Origin of the sequence: Streptomyces pilosus (assembly GCF_014649835.1) — a bacterium.
In the GTDB taxonomy this organism is placed as follows: domain Bacteria; phylum Actinomycetota; class Actinomycetes; order Streptomycetales; family Streptomycetaceae; genus Streptomyces; species Streptomyces pilosus.
Window position 1 is genome coordinate 102,461 of the sequence record NZ_BMTU01000002.1, and the last position, 15,604, is coordinate 118,064.

At 75.1% G+C, this 15,604-nt stretch carries 15 protein-coding genes; 12 read left to right on the top strand and 3 right to left on the bottom strand.

The genetic code is table 11. The features are described 5' to 3' along the window. Window positions 1-305: 305 nt before the first annotated feature. The gene (locus IE118_RS05490) at window positions 306-1,067 is read right to left on the bottom strand and encodes a thioesterase II family protein (RefSeq protein WP_189556135.1); all 762 of its coding nucleotides are present in this window, start codon (window positions 1,065-1,067) and stop codon (window positions 306-308) included. A 186-nt stretch (window positions 1,068-1,253) separates the two neighbouring features. Between IE118_RS05490 and IE118_RS05495 the strand changes: the two genes are divergently transcribed. Together IE118_RS05495 and IE118_RS05500 are read left to right on the top strand one after the other, a co-directional pair. Then, window positions 1,254-2,303 carry a DUF6215 domain-containing protein gene (locus IE118_RS05495; protein WP_189556136.1) on the top strand — a complete coding sequence of 350 codons (1,050 nt, stop codon included), beginning with the start codon at window positions 1,254-1,256 and terminating at the stop codon, window positions 2,301-2,303. A 152-nt stretch (window positions 2,304-2,455) separates the two neighbouring features. Further along, on the top strand, window positions 2,456-3,415 hold the full coding sequence (locus IE118_RS05500; protein ID WP_189556137.1) for a DUF5996 family protein: 960 nt from the start codon (window positions 2,456-2,458) through the stop codon (window positions 3,413-3,415). A gap of 15 nt (window positions 3,416-3,430) precedes the next feature. Here the strand turns inward: IE118_RS05500 and IE118_RS05505 are convergent, their stop codons facing one another. Continuing rightward, window positions 3,431-3,820 (bottom strand): ArsR/SmtB family transcription factor, encoded by a 390-nt coding sequence (locus IE118_RS05505; protein ID WP_189556138.1) that lies wholly within the window; start codon window positions 3,818-3,820, stop codon window positions 3,431-3,433. Between the two features lie 92 nt (window positions 3,821-3,912). On the opposite strand from IE118_RS05505, the gene IE118_RS05510 reads away from it, so the two are divergent. Together IE118_RS05510 and IE118_RS05515 are read left to right on the top strand one after the other, a co-directional pair. After that, complete coding sequence (locus IE118_RS05510) at window positions 3,913-5,883, top strand: heavy metal translocating P-type ATPase (RefSeq protein ID WP_189556139.1); 1,971 nt, start codon at window positions 3,913-3,915, stop codon at window positions 5,881-5,883. After that, window positions 5,880-6,287 (top strand): (2Fe-2S) ferredoxin domain-containing protein, encoded by a 408-nt coding sequence (locus IE118_RS05515; RefSeq protein ID WP_189556140.1) that lies wholly within the window; start codon window positions 5,880-5,882, stop codon window positions 6,285-6,287. The genes IE118_RS05510 and IE118_RS05515 overlap by 4 nt, the downstream gene beginning before the upstream one ends. Window position 6,288: 1 nt before the next feature. Here the strand turns inward: IE118_RS05515 and IE118_RS05520 are convergent, their stop codons facing one another. Beyond that, window positions 6,289-7,485 (bottom strand): YncE family protein, encoded by a 1,197-nt coding sequence (locus tag IE118_RS05520; protein ID WP_189556141.1) that lies wholly within the window; start codon window positions 7,483-7,485, stop codon window positions 6,289-6,291. A gap of 85 nt (window positions 7,486-7,570) precedes the next feature. On the opposite strand from IE118_RS05520, the gene IE118_RS05525 reads away from it, so the two are divergent. The 8 genes from IE118_RS05525 to IE118_RS05555 all read left to right on the top strand — a co-directional run bounded on the left by IE118_RS05525 (window position 7,571) and on the right by IE118_RS05555 (window position 15,604). Next, on the top strand, window positions 7,571-8,548 hold the full coding sequence (locus IE118_RS05525) for an ABC transporter substrate-binding protein (protein WP_189556142.1): 978 nt from the start codon (window positions 7,571-7,573) through the stop codon (window positions 8,546-8,548). A gap of 104 nt (window positions 8,549-8,652) precedes the next feature. Next, complete coding sequence (locus IE118_RS05530; RefSeq protein WP_189556933.1) at window positions 8,653-9,786, top strand: FecCD family ABC transporter permease; 1,134 nt, start codon at window positions 8,653-8,655, stop codon at window positions 9,784-9,786. Continuing rightward, window positions 9,783-10,790 (top strand): FecCD family ABC transporter permease, encoded by a 1,008-nt coding sequence (locus IE118_RS05535; protein ID WP_189556143.1) that lies wholly within the window; start codon window positions 9,783-9,785, stop codon window positions 10,788-10,790. The genes IE118_RS05530 and IE118_RS05535 overlap by 4 nt, the downstream gene beginning before the upstream one ends. A gap of 20 nt (window positions 10,791-10,810) precedes the next feature. Continuing rightward, window positions 10,811-11,632: an ABC transporter ATP-binding protein gene (locus tag IE118_RS05540; RefSeq protein ID WP_189556144.1), complete on the top strand. Its 822-nt coding sequence runs from the start codon at window positions 10,811-10,813 to the stop codon at window positions 11,630-11,632. Between the two features lie 58 nt (window positions 11,633-11,690). Next, complete coding sequence (gene amiA, locus IE118_RS34430; protein WP_241270818.1) at window positions 11,691-11,804, top strand: streptamidine family RiPP; 114 nt, start codon at window positions 11,691-11,693, stop codon at window positions 11,802-11,804. A gap of 91 nt (window positions 11,805-11,895) precedes the next feature. Further along, complete coding sequence (locus IE118_RS05545; protein ID WP_189556145.1) at window positions 11,896-12,750, top strand: hypothetical protein; 855 nt, start codon at window positions 11,896-11,898, stop codon at window positions 12,748-12,750. Then, entirely contained in the window at window positions 12,747-14,228 is a 1,482-nt protein-coding gene (locus tag IE118_RS05550) for a CocE/NonD family hydrolase (RefSeq protein ID WP_189556146.1), read from the top strand. The genes IE118_RS05545 and IE118_RS05550 overlap by 4 nt, the downstream gene beginning before the upstream one ends. After that, a complete protein-coding gene (locus IE118_RS05555; RefSeq protein WP_189556147.1) occupies window positions 14,225-15,604 on the top strand; it encodes a YcaO-like family protein in 1,380 nt (459 codons plus the stop codon). The genes IE118_RS05550 and IE118_RS05555 overlap by 4 nt, the downstream gene beginning before the upstream one ends.

Sequence of the window (15,604 nt, forward strand, 5' to 3'; positions counted from 1 at the left end):
AGGCTAGATTTGGTGAAGGAGGCCAAACACCCCTATTCACCCCTAGGGCCCGGCCCCGGAACAGCCCGCACCCGGGGTGACGCCGCTGGTCAACGCGTATGCGCGAGGTGTGGTGCCGCCCGCGGACGCGGGACGGGGCAGGCGCCGGTGCGGGATTTCCGCCGCGGCGGGAAAAAGGGAGCGACGGGGTTCCGGCGGGGTTCCGACGGGTTTCTCGCATTCCCGGTGCGAAAGACCCGCGAACGGCGCGCCATGCGTCCGATCGGCAAAGACCGTCGGAGTGCCGCGGGCGCGCCGGGCGGCGGTCAGGCGTGCGCACGCACCGTCGCGGCGAGCCGCTCGATCGTCTCGGCGGCGCGGGTGGTCAGGTAGAAGTGGCCGCCCCGGAACGTGTGTACGGCGAACGCCCCGCTGGTGTGCCGGCGCCAGGCATCGGCCTCCTCCGCGGTGACCTGCTCGTCAGTGTCGCCCACGAAGACCTCGACCGGGCAGTCCACGACCGCGTCGGACGCACCGACGTAGCGCTCGATGGCGCGGTAGTCGGCCCGCACGGCGGGGAGGATGGCGTGCAGCATCTCCTCGTCGTCCAGCAGCCGCGAGTCGGTGCCGCTGAGCTTGCGGATCTCGGCCACCAGACCGGCGTCGTCACGCAGGTGGACGTCCTCCGACCGGCGCTCGGAGGGAGCCCGGCGCCCGGACGCGACCAGCACCGTGGGAGCCAGCCCCTCCCGCCGCATGCGCACCGCCACCTCGAAGGCGACCGTGGCGCCCATGCTGTGCCCGAAGAAGGCGGGCCGGGGCTCACGGACGAGGTGGGGGCGCAGCGCGTCGAGCACCCGGTCGGCGAGGGTCCCGATGTCGGTGAGCGGGGCCTCCGCGCGCCTGTCCTGACGCCCCGGGTACTGGATCGCCAGCACCTCGATGTCGGGCCGCAGGGCGCTGGACACCGGGTGGAAGAACGACGCCGACCCGCCGGCGTGCGGAAAGCACACCACGCGCGCCTTGGGCGCCGACGAAGGGTGATAGACCCGGACCCAGCTCGCGCTGTCGGTGGTGACTCCCGCCATGGCTGGCTCCTCTCTGCCCACACGATCACCCGTCATGCTGCTCACCCGCGTCCCTCAGGCCAACCCCTAGGCCCCCTACGGTCCCGGGCGACCGCCGCGGGCCGAGCTTTGATCACGGTTGAGCACAGGGCCGGAACTGTGGCCTCCACCACAGCCGGCGTGATCTTGGGCTGGTGTGATCGCCGGATGCTCGGTCTCCTCCTCCGCGTCCTGCCCTTCTGGGTGCGCGAGCCGCTGCTCATCGTGGTCGGCTCCGTCCTCGGCGTGCGCATCCTGTACCTCGCCTTCGCCGACGGCGCGTGGGTGGCCGCCGTCATCGGCGCGGCGTTCCTGGTGTTCACCGCGGTCCGCGTCCACACGGTGGTCCGGGTCCTGCGCGCACGCCGGAACCGGACCCCGGCGGCCCCCGCCGACGGAGCGGGGACCGATTCCGCTGCCCAGCCGCAGCCGCAGCCGCAGCCGCAGCCGCAGCCGCAGCCGCAGGCGGCGCCGACGCCGGCGTCGGCGGCGCGGCGTCCCGCACCGGCCGCTCAGGAGAAGGAACCCAACGCCTGGGGCCAGGCCCTCGCCGCCGTCGCCGTGTTCGCGGCACTCGCGGCCGCCGTGTGGCTGGGCCCGCAGCTGCTGCCCACCGAGGACGCCGGCAGGCCCCGGGCCGCGTCCTGCGCGAGCGGGGAGGACGAGGAACTGCCGAGCGCCTACACGAAGAAGCCCCGGGCCGTGACCGGCGAGGAACTGTGCGCGGCGCTCAACAGGCCCGGCCTGGCCCGGCTCCTCGGGACGCCCGCGGAGACCGCGACCACGGCGTCCGGCACCAGCGGCACCGCTCCGCTGACCGCCGGGAAGGTCGCCCAGCCGGAGGCTCAGGTGCAGTTCGACACCTACACCGTGAACGTCTCGGCCACGTACAACGAGCTGACGATGGCCCAGTCCGTGAAACTGATGGAGTTCGGGGACGAGACGGACGTCAGGACGCTGTCGGTGCTCGGCCGGCCCGCGGTCCTCTTCTCGGACCACACCATGAGGATCGAGTTCGATCTCGGGAGCGGCGGATCCGGCGGACCCGTCGAACAGGGGCCCCTGGCCAGAACGCTCTCCGTGGCCCTCGACGGGAAGGACCGGGGCGGCTCCTACGACATCACCGTGTGGAGCACCTCCGGAACCCTCCCCGAGGACAGCGCCCTGCTCGGCATCGCCGAGGCGGTCCTTCCGGAGCTCCCCGAACGGACCGTGTGACGGGGCGCCCGGGGAGCACACCCGGGCACGCCGGCGCCCCCGTCGGCCTTCCGGGGCGCGACGAGGTGCCGTATCGCGCAGGCGGTGGTCTGATGGCAGGCGAGGGTTCGCCCGGCCCTCCGGGAGCGCCGGGCGGGAGGGCGAGGACGACCATGGAACTGTTCCCAGCGATCCCGCTGGCCGAGTGGCGCGACACGAAGGAGACCCTCCACCGGTTCGCGCAGATCGTCGGGAAGATCCGCCTCGCCGCCAGCGTGCAGCGCAACCACTGGTGGAACGTGCCGCTGCACCTCACCGGGCGCGGCACCACCACCCGCCCCATGGGGCAGGTCGACGGCAACCCGCTCTTCTCGATCGACTTCGACTTCGTCGCGCACCAGCTGGTGATCTCCGTCCTGGACGGACGGCAGGTCTCCTTCCCGCTCGTCGGCCAGTCCGTCGCCTCCTTCTACCGCGCGGTCATGGACTCGCTGGACGTCCTGGGCGTCCGGGTGCGCCTCGCCGTACCCCGGCCCTTCGACCTGCCCGACTCCGGCCGGCCGTACGCCGAGGACACCCAGCACGCGGCCTACGACCCCGGGCAGGCCAACCGCTACTGGCGGGTCCTCAGCCAGGTGGCGTCCGTCCTGGAGGAGTTCGCGGCGGAGTACTCGGGGAAGGTCAGTCCGGTGCACCACTTCTGGCACACCTTCGACATCGCCCACACCCGGTTCTCCGCGCGCCGCGTCGAGCAGCCCCGGGACGTCGACCCCGTCACCAGGGAGGCGTACTCCCGCGAGGTGATCAGCTTCGGCTTCTGGTTCGGCGACGACAGCTTCCCCGCTCCCGCGTTCTACTCGTACACCGCCCCGGAACCGGACCACCTCGCCGGGGAACCGCTCCGGCCCGAGGCGGCCCACTGGGTCGAGCGGGGCGGCAGTCACCTGGCCGTGCTCCCGTACGACGAGGTGCGCGCCGGGTCCGATCCGCGTTCGGCCGTGCTCGCCTTCTACGAGAGCGCCTACCGGGCCGGAGCGCGGCGCGCCGGCTGGGAGATCGAACGGATGGCGTGTCCCGGCGGAGTGACGGACCCGCGCCAGTGGGCACACCTGCCCGGCGGCACCTCCGGCTGAGGCGCCCACCGCCGCTCAACGCCCGTCGGCGGAACCCGTCGGGCCGGCCGGGCCGTCGTGCAAGCCGAGGCGCAGGTGCTCGACGTGGTGGAGAGCCTGGTCGAGGAGCTCAGCGACGTGGTCGTCGTAGAGCGAGTACACGATGGAGCGGCCCTGCCGCTCCCCTGTCACCAGGCCGAGGTTGCGCAGCAGCCGGAGCTGGTGGGAGCAGGCGGAGGCCTCCATGCCGACCGCTTCGGCGAGTTCTCCGACCGCGCAGGGGCCCTCCTGGAGGCGGGCCAGGATGTAAAGCCGGGAGGGCGTGGCGAGGGCCTGGAGAGTGGCCGCGACGTCCGCGGTGCCGACCGCGTCGAGGCGCGAACGCGTGCTGGCGCTGCTGGCGGTGGTGTCGCGTCCGTGGCCCATTTCCCCATCATACCGACCACATATGAAGACCTCTTCAGATATTCATGTACGGTGGTGGCAGCCCCGTCCCGCCCGTGAAGGGTCGTCCCGTCATGTCCTCCGTCCTGGACCGGCGCTCCGCGCCACCCGCCGGCACCGCGCGTCCGGTACCGCCCCGCCGCCGTACCCGCCTGCTCGCGCTCCCCGAAGCCCGCTGGGCGCTCGCGGCGACGGCGCTGTTCCTCCTCGCCCTGCCGGTCCACCTGCTGGACGGCCCGGCGTGGCTGTGGGGCACCCTGTTCGCCGCGACCTACGTCACCGGCGGCTGGGAACCGGGCTGGGAGGGTGTGAAGGCCCTGAAGGACCGGACGCTGGACGTGGACCTGCTGATGGTGGTCGCCGCCCTCGGGGCCGCCGCGATCGGCCAGGTCCTCGACGGCGCGCTGCTGATCGTCATCTTCGCCGCCTCAGGCGCCCTGGAAGCGGTCGCCACCGCCCGTACGGCCGACTCCGTGCGCGGTCTGCTGGACCTCGCCCCCACCACCGCCACCCGGCTCCTGCCGGACGGCACCGAGGAGACGGTGGACACCGAGAGGCTGGCGGTCGGCGACACCGTCCTGGTCCGGCCCGGCGAGCGGATCGGCGCGGACGGGCGGGTCCTCGACGGGGCCAGTGAGGTGGACCAGGCCACCATCACCGGCGAGCCGCTCCCGGTGCCCAGGCGGAGCGGGGACGAGGTGTTCGCCGGCACCGTCAACGGCACGGGCGCCCTGCGGGTACGGGTCGGGCGCGACCCCTCGGACTCGGTGATCGCCCGGATCGTCAGGATGGTCGAGGAAGCCTCCGGCACCAAGGCCCCCACCCAGTTGTTCGTCGAGAGGATCGAGCAGCGCTACTCGGTCGCCATGGTCGTCGCGACCCTCGCCGTCTTCACCGTCCCGCTCGCCTTCGGCGACAGCCTCTCCTCGGCGCTGCTGCGGGCCATGACGTTCATGATCGTGGCCTCGCCGTGCGCGGTGGTGCTCTCCACCATGCCGCCACTGCTGTCCGCCATCGCCAACGCCGGCCGCCACGGCGTGCTCGCCAAGTCCGCCGTCGTCATGGAACGCCTCGGCGAGGTCGACACCGTCGCCCTCGACAAGACCGGCACCCTCACCGAGGGCACCCCCCAGGTCACCGACGTGTGTCCCCTTCCCGGCAGTGGCCTGGGGGAGGACGCGCTCCTCGCGCTGGCGGCCGCCGCCGAACACCCCAGCGAGCACCCCCTCGCACGGGCCGTGGTCACCGCCGCCCGCGAACGCGGCCTGCCGCTCGCCGCCGTCGACGGCTTCACCTCCACCCCGGGGCAGGGCGTCTCCGCCACCGTCGACGGCCACCGGATCGTGGTCGGCGCCCCCCTCCGGCCGGCGGACGGCGACACCGCCCACCGGGAGGCGGTGGCGGCGCTCGAGGAAGCCGGCCGGACCGCGGTCGTCGTCCTGCGCGACGGCGCCCCCGTGGGTGTGCTGGGGATCGCGGACCGGCTGCGCCCGGACGCGGCGGCCACCGTCGCCGCCCTCACCCGCCTGACCGGCCGCACCCCGGTTCTTCTGACCGGGGACAACGCGCGCGCCGCCGAACGTGTGGCCGCCGAGGTCGGCATCACCGACGTCCGCCCCGGACTGCTGCCCCAGGACAAGGTGGCCGCCGTCGCGGAGTGGCAGGCCCGGGGGCGCAAGGTGCTGGTCGTGGGCGACGGCGTCAACGACGCCCCCGCGCTGGCCGCCGCGCACTGCGGGATCGCGATGGGCAAGGCCGGCTCCGACCTCGCCCTGGAAACCGCCGACGCGGTCGTCGTCCGCGACGAACTCGCGGCCGTCCCCTCGGTCGTGTGCCTGTCCCGCACCGCGCGCCGTCTCGTCCTGCAGAACCTGGTTGTCGCCGGGGCGTTCATCGTCGTCCTGGTCGCCTGGGACCTGATCGGTACCCTTCCCCTGCCCCTCGGCGTCGCAGGACACGAGGGCTCCACCGTCATCGTCGGCCTCAACGGCCTGCGCCTGTTGCGCGGCGCCGCCTGGCCCCGACCCACCGAGGACACCGTATGAGCCGCCGCACCCGCCGCGCGGTACCGGCCCGGGGCGCCGCACGGCCCACCGTCACCGTCTGCCGCGGCTGCTGCTGCGGCACCGCCGAGGTGCCCGGCCAGGACCACGCCGCCCAGCTCCGCACACTGCGCCGGGCCCTCGACGGCACGGCGACCGTACGGGTCACCGACTGCCTCGACGCCTGCGAACGCGCCAACGTCGTCGTCGTGCAGCCCTCCGGCGAAGGCCGCGGGAACGGCGGCCGCCCGGTCTGGCTCGGCCTGGTCAACGACCCCGACACCACGGCCGACATCGTCACCTGGGTCGAGGAGGGCGGCCCCGGTCTCACGGATCCGCCCGGCATCCTCGACCTCTGCGTCTTCCGCCCCTCCCGCCGCGTCCGGGCCGAACTCCACGACGAGTGAGTCACCGCCCCACGGGGTCGCCGTCGGCACCGTCGTCCGGGACGCGCAGTGCCAGGTGACCGCCGTGGTGCAGCGGTGTGCCCAGGCGCGGACGGGCCGCCTCCTGGCCGCTCTCCGCGTCGACGAGGTGCACCTCGCCGTGGCCGCCCCGGGTGACGGCGACCCAGTCGGAGCCCGGTGAGGCGGCCACCGCACGGCGCTGGACACCCTCCCACGGGGTGCCGCCACGACGCGGGGCACCGTCCATGGCCGGCAGGGGCGAGCGGCGGACGACGCCGTCGGCGCCGAGGAGGACCAGCTCGTCGCCGTCGGGGTGGATGCGGGAGAAAGCGGTGTGGCGCCGGGCGAGGGCCAGCCGGAAGACGAGTCCGGGGCCGAGGTCCGTGAGCCGTGTGCGGCCCGTCCGCAGATCGTGGTGCCACGCCTGGTTGCTCCACTCCGGCCAGCGCAGCGGGTCCGGGTCACCGCCGCGCAGCGTGCTCCACAACGCCTGCCGGCGGGTGTCGAGCCGCAGGTACCAGCCCCGGGCGGGTGATCCCCAGGGAACGACCGCCTCGGCGGCGAGCGCGTCGCCCCGCCTCCGGGCCCGGTGCACCCCCTCGCCCGTGGCCGCGAACACCTCCTGGGAGCCGGGCACCTGGGCGTCCCCGTGTCCGTCGTCCGGCAGCGGAAGGATCGCGTGAGGGGTGACCGGGGGACAGCCGGGCGGCGCCGCGAGGAGGTCCGCGAACCGGTGGACGGCCAGCGCTCCGGGCTCCCGGTGGCGCAGGACCACCAGCGGTTCGTCCTCGCCCAGCACCGTCACCCCCGGTTCGCCGACACGCGTGCGCACCCGTGCGGCCTCTCCGGTGGCCAGGTCGACGACCGTCAGCAGGTCCGACCACGGTGCGCCGTTCCTGCCGAGGCCGGTGGTGACGGCCAGCCGGCGACCGGACGGGTCGCAGGCGAGGTGCTCGGCGGGCACGGCGACCGGGACCGCGCGTTCCACGAGTTCCCCGGCGTAGGGGTTCAGCACCAGCAGTTCCCCGCGACGGTCGTCGACACAGGCCGTCCGCCCTCCGGGAAGCGCCAGGAACCCGGCGTGCTCGGAGAGATGACGGCCGGTGAGACGTCCGACGACGGCGCCGTCCGGCACGGTCAGCACCTGGACCGATCCGGCCACGTGGTCGGAGACGAACAGGACGGGTGTGGCGGGCATGGGACCTCCGGAACTGAGTTGGTGAAAACGATTATCATGTATCTTCAGTGGCGTTCCCGGTACCTGAGAAGAAGCGAGGGCGTCGATGCTGCGCTCACCGTCGAGATTCGTCCGCACTTGGATCGCCGCAGCGGCGGTGGGTTCCGTCCTGGCCGGCTGCGGCTCGGCCTCCGAAGAGCCCACGAGTGACAAGGCCCGGCCCACCGAGAAGACGGAGGTGACCGTCGAACCCATCAAGGCCTCGACGGAGTTGACCGACACGAACGGCGTCAGGATCTCCCTGAAGAAGCAACCCGAGCGGATCGTCTGCCTGTTCGCCCTGTGCGACGACATCCTGACGGAACTGGGCATCGTGCCGGCGGCCACCAACAGCGCGTTGCTCGCCCACCCCGGCTTCCTGGGGGAGGCGAAGGCCAAGGAGGTCGACGTCGTCCCCGGCGGGTTCATCGCCCCGGAGGTGGAGGCGATCCTCTCCCACAAGCCCGACCTCGTGATCGGCCTGGGGGACACCCACGGCAAGCTCGCTCCGGCGCTCGAGGGCGCCACCACCTTCTGGGCCATGCAGCCCGAGACGTGGGAGGACGGCGTGGGGTACCTGCGCGACGTCGCCGCGCTCACCGGCCGCACCGCCGAGGGGGAGAAGGCGGAGCGGACCTTCCGGACGAAGCTCGCCGAGGCCGAGAAGACGCCGAGCGAGAAGACCGCGCTCATCATCTACGGCAGCGATGAGAACTTCGGCGTCGCGACGCCGGAAGGCGACGTGACCGCCAGCCTGTTCCCCAAGCTCGCCGACTACCCGTGGAAGTCCCGTGGGGTGGAGGGCAGTTACAGCCTCGAGGAGATCCTCGCCCAGGACGTGGACGTGCTGTTCGTCGAGACGATGAGCTTCGGCGACGCGGACGGCAAGCTGTCCGAGAAACTGGCCGAGAACCCCCTCTGGGGCAAGATCCCGGCCGTGCGGAACGGTGACGTCCACGAGGTGGACGCGGAGGTGTGGGCCAAGGGGCGCGGCACCCGTTCGCTGGGCATCGTCCTCGACGAGGCCACGGCCGCGCTGCGGTGAGGACGTCCCCCTCGGTGCCCGCCGCGGCCGGTCGGGCCGCGGCGGGCGGACAGCGTCCGTCACGCGGTGCGCGGCGGTGGCAACCGCTCCTGGTCGTCGCGCTGCTGGCCGCCTCCGCGATCTGCGCGCTCAGCCTCGGCACCCCCTACGTCCCTCCGCACCGGCTGGCCGCCGCGGTGGCTGAGGGGGACACCACCCTCGCCGGGATCGTCGTGACCGAACTCCGCGTGCCCCGCGTGCTGCTGGCGTTCGTCGCCGGAGCCTGTCTGGGGGCGGCCGGACTGGTGCTGCAGGAGGCCCTGCGCAATCCCCTGGCGGTGCCGGAGATGCTGGGCGTGTCGTCCGGGGCCGCGCTCGGGGTGGCCGCGCCCCTGGTGCTGACGCTCTCGCTGCCCGCCGCCGTCCAGCCCCTGCTCGCCATCGGCGGCGCCGCGCTCGGCGGCGGGCTGACGCTGCTCGTCGCGGGGCTCGGCCGCAGCCCGTCCGCCGTGCTGCTGACCGGCGCCGCCGTGGCGGCCGGACTGCAGGCCGCGCTCCTCGTCCTGATGGTCATGGCCGACCAGCTCGACCTCCAGCTGATCTACCGCTACCTGCTCGGTTCCCTCTCGGCCCGCACCTGGGACGACGTCACGGGGCTGTGGCCGTGGCTGCTCCTCGCGGTGCCCGCTCTCGTCCTGTGCGCGCCGGTGCTGGCGGTCATGCGGCTGGGCGACGAGGACGCGGAGGCGCTGGGGGTGCGGGCCCGACGCGCCCGGCTGGCCGCGCTGGCCATCGCCGTGGTGCTGATCGCCCCGGTGACGGCGGTGTGCGGGCCCGTCGCGTGGGTGGGGTTCCTCGCCCCGCACCTGAGCCGCTGGTTCGCTCCGGGAGCCGGGGCGGTGCGCTGGCTCCCGTGGTCCGCGGCCTGGGGCGCGGTCGTCGTGATGGCCGCCGATGTCCCGGCGAGGCTGGCGCTGGCGCCCGTGGAGACCCCGGCCGGTGCCTGGACGGCCCTGCTGGGAGTGCCGGCCGGTGTCGCGCTGATGCGCTCGGGCGGCCGCCGCCGAAGGACCCGGCGCGCGCCCGCCGCGGCGGGCGCGCCACTGCCCGGACCGCGGCCGACGGCGTCCGGCGCGGCGGCCGACGGCCCGCGGGCCGGGTCGTCGCACCACGCGCGCGGGGCCGGCCCCGCGCGCGGCGGGCCCGGGGGCACCCCCTCGCGCGCCGTTCGGACGACCGGGACGGAGGACCCGCGATGAGGCGGCGTTTCACGGTGCTCGCGGCGCTGGCCGTGGTCGGCGCCGGCGTGGAGCTGGTGGCCGGGCGCGGCATGTCGCCGGGCGTGGCCTGGGACGTGCTCGGCGGTGGCGGCGACGCGACGGAACGGCACATCCTGTCCCAACTGCGCCTGCCCCGCCTGCTGGTGGCCCTCTGCGCCGGCGCCTGCCTGGCCGTGGCCGGTCTGGTCCTGCAGTCCGCCCTGCGCAATCCCCTGGCCGGGCCGGAGGTGACGGGCGTGACCCCGGGGGCGGTGCTCGGCGCCGTCACCGCGACCGCCCTGGGCCTCGCCGGGTGGGACTCGCCCCTGGCCGTGGTCCTCGCCGCGTGCGCGGGCGGGTGTGCCGGGGCGGCGCTGCTGTGGCTGCTCGCCGGCCGCGGGCGCGGTGACCCCGCGCAGACCGCCGTGCACGGGGTGCTGGTGTCGGCGGTGCTCGGCGGGCTCACCGCCATGGTGCTGCTCGTGGAGCCGGGCGAACTCGGCAGCGTGGTGCAGTGGCTGGTGGGCACCACGGAGGGCCGGGTGTGGGAGCACTGGCACCTGCTGTGGCCGTGGGCGCTCCTGTGGGGGGCCGCCGCCTGGCTGCTGGCGGGGCCGCTGACCCTGCTGCGCTGCGGGGACGACATCGCCCTCGCCGCCGGCCTCGCCGCCCGCCGGGCCCGGACCCTGGCCCTGCTGTGTGCGGTGGCGCTGACGGCGGGAGCGGTGGCCGCCGTCGGGGCGCTGGGTTTCGTCGGGCTGCTCGTGCCGCACCTGGCCGTGGCCGTCTTCGGCGCCGACCTGCGCAGGAGCCTTCCCGGTGCCGCCCTCACGGGCGCGGTGGTGGTGTGCGGGGCGGACGCGGCGGCGCAGTCGTCCTCGCGGCTGCTGGCGGCGGCGCTCGGCTCGGACCGGCTCACGCTGCCGGTCGGGGCGCTCACCGCCGGCCTCGGCGCCGCGTTGCTGCTGGTCGTCGTGCGCCGCGCGCCGAACCGTTCGTTCTGACGTCGAATCGAGGACAGAGCATGACCGAGTCCGTGGGGATCCACGTCGAGGGGGTCCACTTCGGCTACCCCGGGCGGCCCGTACTGCGGGGCGTCGACCTGACCGTCCGGCCGGGCGAACTGACCGCGCTCATCGGCCTGAACGGCTGCGGCAAGTCCACCCTGCTGCGGCTGGCCGCCGGGCTGCTGCGGCCCGGCGAGGGGCGGGTCCTGCTCGGCGGGGACGACCTCGCCCGGCTCTCCAGGCGCGCCACGGCCCGCAGGGTGGCGCTGCTGCACCAGGCGGCCCCCGCCGTACCCGGAATGACGGTGCGCCACCTCGTCCGTCAGGGGCGGTACGCGGCGCGCGGACCGCTGGGCATGCTGCGCGAGGGCGACGACCCGGTCGTCCGCCGGGCGTTGCGCGACGTCGGGGTGGAGGGATGGGCCGACCGTGACGTGGACGCGCTGTCCGGCGGTGAGCGGCAGCGTGTCCGGCTCGCCATGGCGCTCGCCCAGGACACCCGCGTGCTCCTGCTCGACGAGCCGACCACCTATCTGGACCTGCACCACCAGTTGGACGTGCTGCAGACCGTGGTGCGGCTGCGGGAGGAACGCGGGCTCACGGTGGTGATGGTCCTGCACGACCTGGCTCACGCCGCCCGCTTCGCCGAACGCGTCGTCGCCCTGCGCGACGGCCGGGTGGTGGCCGACGGGACGCCGGAGGAGGTGGTGACGCCGCGGTTGCTGGCGGACGTGCTGAACGTGGCGGGCCGGGTCGGCCGGGACCCCGAGGGCGGCTGGCCGGTGTGTTACCCAGATCACCCCCTCCCGGCTATGGAATATGAAAATCAGATTCATTAGAGTGTGGATCACGGCGCTCGACCGAACGCCGTATCTCCCTTCCAGTGATGGAGAGTTCATGGACAACGAGCAGGTCTTCGCACCGATCGCCGACCCGGGTCAGCTGGCCCACGACTCGGCTTCCCACTCCAACGCGCTCGTCGAGAACCCCTTCGAGGACACCGAGGAGTAAGCAGGGCCTCACCGCCCTCGACCGTGGGCCCGCCCGATGCCTTCCGGGCGGGCCCACACCCGTCCCACGTCCCGTCGTCAGGAGGAACACCGTGTCCCGCAGCCGTCTCGCACCCGGGGTCGAAGTCGTCACCGTGCCCGGCCGAGGACTCGCCGTCCGCACCCCGGAAGGGGAGTTCCTCGGCGTCAGGCCGGGAGACGCGGACCAGGAGGCCCTGCTCTCCCTGCTCGCGGGCGATGACACCGCCCCGGTGGACGAGGAAGTAGAGCGCGTGGTGCGGGCCTTCGCGGAAGCCGGCTACCTGACGGACGGACCGCACCGGTCGCCGTGGCCGGCCGACCGCCGCGACGTCCGCCTCCTCGGGGACCCGGTGCTGACCGAACCGCTCGCCGCACACCTGACCGCCCTCGGCGCGCGACCGCGCACGGCTCCGGCCGCGCCCCCGCCCGGCGGGGCATCGCCGCGGACCGAGGACCTGCTCGACGGAGACCCCCGCGCCGTGGTGTGGTGCCTGGACGGACCCGTCCCGGACGGACTGTGGGACGCCGCCGACCGGTTGCCCGAGCACGGCGTCGCATGGCTGCGCTGCCACCGCGAGGGCCGGCAGGCGTACGTCGAACCGGTCGCCGCCGCACCCGGAGACGTCACGTCGGCGCACGTCCGCTCCCGCCGGCTCGCCGCCACGCCCGCCCACCGCGAACTCGCCGCCTACTGGAGCGGACCCCGTACCTCGGGCGCACCGGCCGGGCTCTCCCTGCCCGCCGCCGCCCTGCTCGCGGCGCTGCTCGCGGACGATCTCAGCCGGTGGGCCACCGACGCCCCCGATCCGGCCGGCCTCCCGGCGCGGCGCCGCCTGCGACGGGTGGACCTGCGCACGCTGACCGTCACCGAACACCCCGTCCTGCCGGTACCCCCCGTCGCACCGACGCCGGGGAAGGACGGATGACGGCGTTCGGCACGGCGGTGGGGGGACTCGCCACCGACGTCCGACTCCCGGCAGGTGACGGCCCCTTCCCGGCCGTCCTGGTGCGCACCCCCTACGACCGGACCCGGCACGGCGCCGAGGCGCGCGGCTGGGCCCGCCACGGATTCGCCGCCGTCGTCCAGGACGTACGGGGCCGCCACGCGTCGCCGGGGGGGTGGCACCCGTACGCGCACGAGGCCGCCGACGGGGCGGCGACCGCCCGCTGGATCCGGCGACAGCCGTGGAGCGACGGCCGGCTGGTGGCCGCCGGCGCCTCCTACGCGGCCCACTGCGCCCTCGTCCTCGCCCTGGACGCGCCCGAGGACGCCCGGCCCGACGCCGTCGTCGCGGCCGTACCCGCCCTCGGCCCCGCGGAGACGGCACGCGAGGCGTCCGGCGTGGAGCGGCTGCTGTCCCGGGCCGGGTGGTGGGCAGCCCACGGCGACCGGCGGGACTCCGACGAGGGCGCGCTGGCCAGGGCCCTCGCCGCCGACCCCGGACTGCTCACCCACCTGCCGCTCACCGGCCTCCCCGAACGGCTCGGCCGCAGCCTGCCCTCCTGGGCGGGCCTGTGGCGGCACCGCGACCGCGGCCGCCTCGTGGCGCGGGCCGCACGGGCCGGCGTGCCCCTGCTCGTGGCCGGCGGCCACCACGACCACTTCACCGAGGACACGGTCGCCCTGTGGCGCGCCTGGGGCGGACCCTCCGTCCGGCTGCTGCTGGGCCCCTGGGGGCACTCCCTGATCGCCGCGCCCGGCCCCGACGCCGGCCCCGCCCACCGGCTGAACCTCGGCGAGCTGTACGCGCGCTGGGCCCGCCGCGCCCTGGCCGGCGCGCTCGCCCCCGGCCGGCACGGCGCCCAGGCCCTCGGCGGAGCCGACCTGTGGCTGCCCGCCGGCACCGAGGGGGCACCCCACACACCCAGGACACGAGCGGTGCACGGTCGCGTCTTCACCGCCGACCCCCGCCGGCCCGTCCGCTCCGACGACCTGACCGTCCCCACCGACGGTGCGCCCGACCGCTGCCTGCTGCTCACCCCGCCGCTGCCGCGCCCGCTCGACGTGGTCGGCCCCGTGCGCGTGCGCCTGCGGGGCACCGCCCACACCCCGTCCGCGGACTGGGCCGCCCGGCTCGTCGCGCTCACCCCGGAGGGGACCGCCGAGCGGCTCGCCGCCGGCATCGCCCGTCACGCCGAACCGGCCGGACGCCGGACCGCGTTCACCCTCGGCCTCGGCCGGATCGCCCGCCGGCTGCCGGCCGGCACCCGGCTGCGCCTGGAGATCGCCGGACACCACTTCCCGGCCCACGCCCGCAACCCCCACACCGGCGACGACCCGATCACGGCCGACCGGCTGCTCGCCTCCCGGCGGGAGGTCGACCCGGACGGCGTGGCGCTGACCCTGCCCGTCCTCCCCTCCCGCCCCACCCCCGTCGACCCCGCCGAGGAGATCCTGCGATGACGACACTGCCCCTGGAAGCCCTCGTCGACCCGGTCTGCGGCATCGTCCGCAAGGTCAAGCCCGTCGAACACCCGGCGGGGACACCACCCCGCTACACCGCGCTCACCGCCGAGGTGGCGGATGCCCGCAGGCACGGTCTGTGGCCCGCCGACCGGGTCTCCCTCGGCACCACCTTCGGCGACCCCGGGCAGGCCCGCGTCGCCGCGATAGCCGAGGGGATCGAGCGGTACTGCGGCAACCGCGTCCCGCCCCCCGGCCGTCCGGACGCCCCCGTCCGCGCCACCGCCGGCGAACTGGCGCGCAGGGGCCTGCGCCTGTACGGACCGGGAGACCTGCCCGCCTACGCCGACTGGCAGTACGCCCGCGAGAAGTACCCGTACCGCCCCCTCGGCCCCGACACCCCGGCCCTGTGGACGCGGGGCACCGAGCTGCTGCCCGGCGGGACCACCGCCGAGGTCTGGGCGCCGGTGTCGCTCACCCACCTCAACTGGCGCCAGGGCGACCTGCGGGAGCTGCCCCGCACCCACCACCTCAACTACGCCGGGATCGCCACCGGACAGGGCCTCGACGACGCCGTCGAGCGCGGCCTGCTGGAGATCGTCGAACGTGACGCGCTGGAACTGTGGTGGCACCTGGACGGCCCGGCCCGGGGCATCGACCCCGCGAGCGTGCCCGGCCTCGCCGACGACCTGGCCGGCTCCGCGCTCGACCTCCACATCGTCGAGATGCACTCGGAGTTCGCCCCCTGCATGGCCGCACTCGTCCACGACCCGGTCCTCGGTCTGTACGCCGCCGGCTTCGCCTGCAAGTACGACCCGGCCGAAGCCGCCCGCAAGGCGGTCCTCGAAGCCGTCCACACCTGGGTCTTCACCCAGGGCCTCACCGGCGCCGACGGCTGGGTCTTCCAGGCCGTGGAGGCCGGCCTGCTGGCGCGCGGACTGTATCTGGAGCACCGGGCCGACCGGCGCTACCTCGACGTCTGCGGCGAGCAGTTCGAGCACGTGCGCGACCTCGGGGCGCATGTGCAGGTGTGGCTGGACGAACGGATGAGGGCCGAGGCCCGGCGCTTCACCGAGCCCCCCCTCGGGACCGTGCCCGTCGACGCGGTCGAGCCCGGCAGCCGGGAGCGGCTGGAGAGCGCCCTGCGCGCGGGCGGGCACCGGGTCATGACCTTCGACCTCACCACCGAGGACGTGGCCGAGACCCCGCTGCGCGTCGTCCGGGTCCTCGTCTCCGGACTCCTGCCCAACGCCCCCGCCGCCTTCGGCTACTTCGGCTGCCCGCGCCTCGCCGAGGCCGCCGTCGCACGCGGCTGGCGCACCACCCCGCCGAGCGCGCCGGAGGACTTCACGCTGGCGCCTCCGCCCCACATGTGA

Bases quoted from the DNA above. Each gene is read 5' to 3' on its own strand.
- IE118_RS05555 (WP_189556147.1), top strand. From the start codon at position 14,225: ATGACGACACTGCCCCTGGAAGCCCTCGTCGACCCGGTCTGCGGCATC.
- IE118_RS05540 (WP_189556144.1), top strand. From the start codon at position 10,811: ATGACCGAGTCCGTGGGGATCCACGTCGAGGGGGTCCACTTCGGCTAC.
- IE118_RS05535 (WP_189556143.1), top strand. From the start codon at position 9,783: ATGAGGCGGCGTTTCACGGTGCTCGCGGCGCTGGCCGTGGTCGGCGCC.
- IE118_RS05525 (WP_189556142.1), top strand. From the start codon at position 7,571: ATGCTGCGCTCACCGTCGAGATTCGTCCGCACTTGGATCGCCGCAGCG.
- IE118_RS05515 (WP_189556140.1), top strand. From the start codon at position 5,880: ATGAGCCGCCGCACCCGCCGCGCGGTACCGGCCCGGGGCGCCGCACGG.
- IE118_RS05520 (WP_189556141.1), bottom strand. From the start codon at position 7,485: ATGCCCGCCACACCCGTCCTGTTCGTCTCCGACCACGTGGCCGGATCG.
- IE118_RS05505 (WP_189556138.1), bottom strand. From the start codon at position 3,820: ATGGGCCACGGACGCGACACCACCGCCAGCAGCGCCAGCACGCGTTCG.
- IE118_RS05510 (WP_189556139.1), top strand. From the start codon at position 3,913: ATGTCCTCCGTCCTGGACCGGCGCTCCGCGCCACCCGCCGGCACCGCG.
- IE118_RS05495 (WP_189556136.1), top strand. From the start codon at position 1,254: ATGCTCGGTCTCCTCCTCCGCGTCCTGCCCTTCTGGGTGCGCGAGCCG.
- amiA (WP_241270818.1), top strand. From the start codon at position 11,691: ATGGACAACGAGCAGGTCTTCGCACCGATCGCCGACCCGGGTCAGCTG.
- IE118_RS05500 (WP_189556137.1), top strand. From the start codon at position 2,456: ATGGAACTGTTCCCAGCGATCCCGCTGGCCGAGTGGCGCGACACGAAG.
- IE118_RS05550 (WP_189556146.1), top strand. From the start codon at position 12,747: ATGACGGCGTTCGGCACGGCGGTGGGGGGACTCGCCACCGACGTCCGA.
- IE118_RS05490 (WP_189556135.1), bottom strand. From the start codon at position 1,067: ATGGCGGGAGTCACCACCGACAGCGCGAGCTGGGTCCGGGTCTATCAC.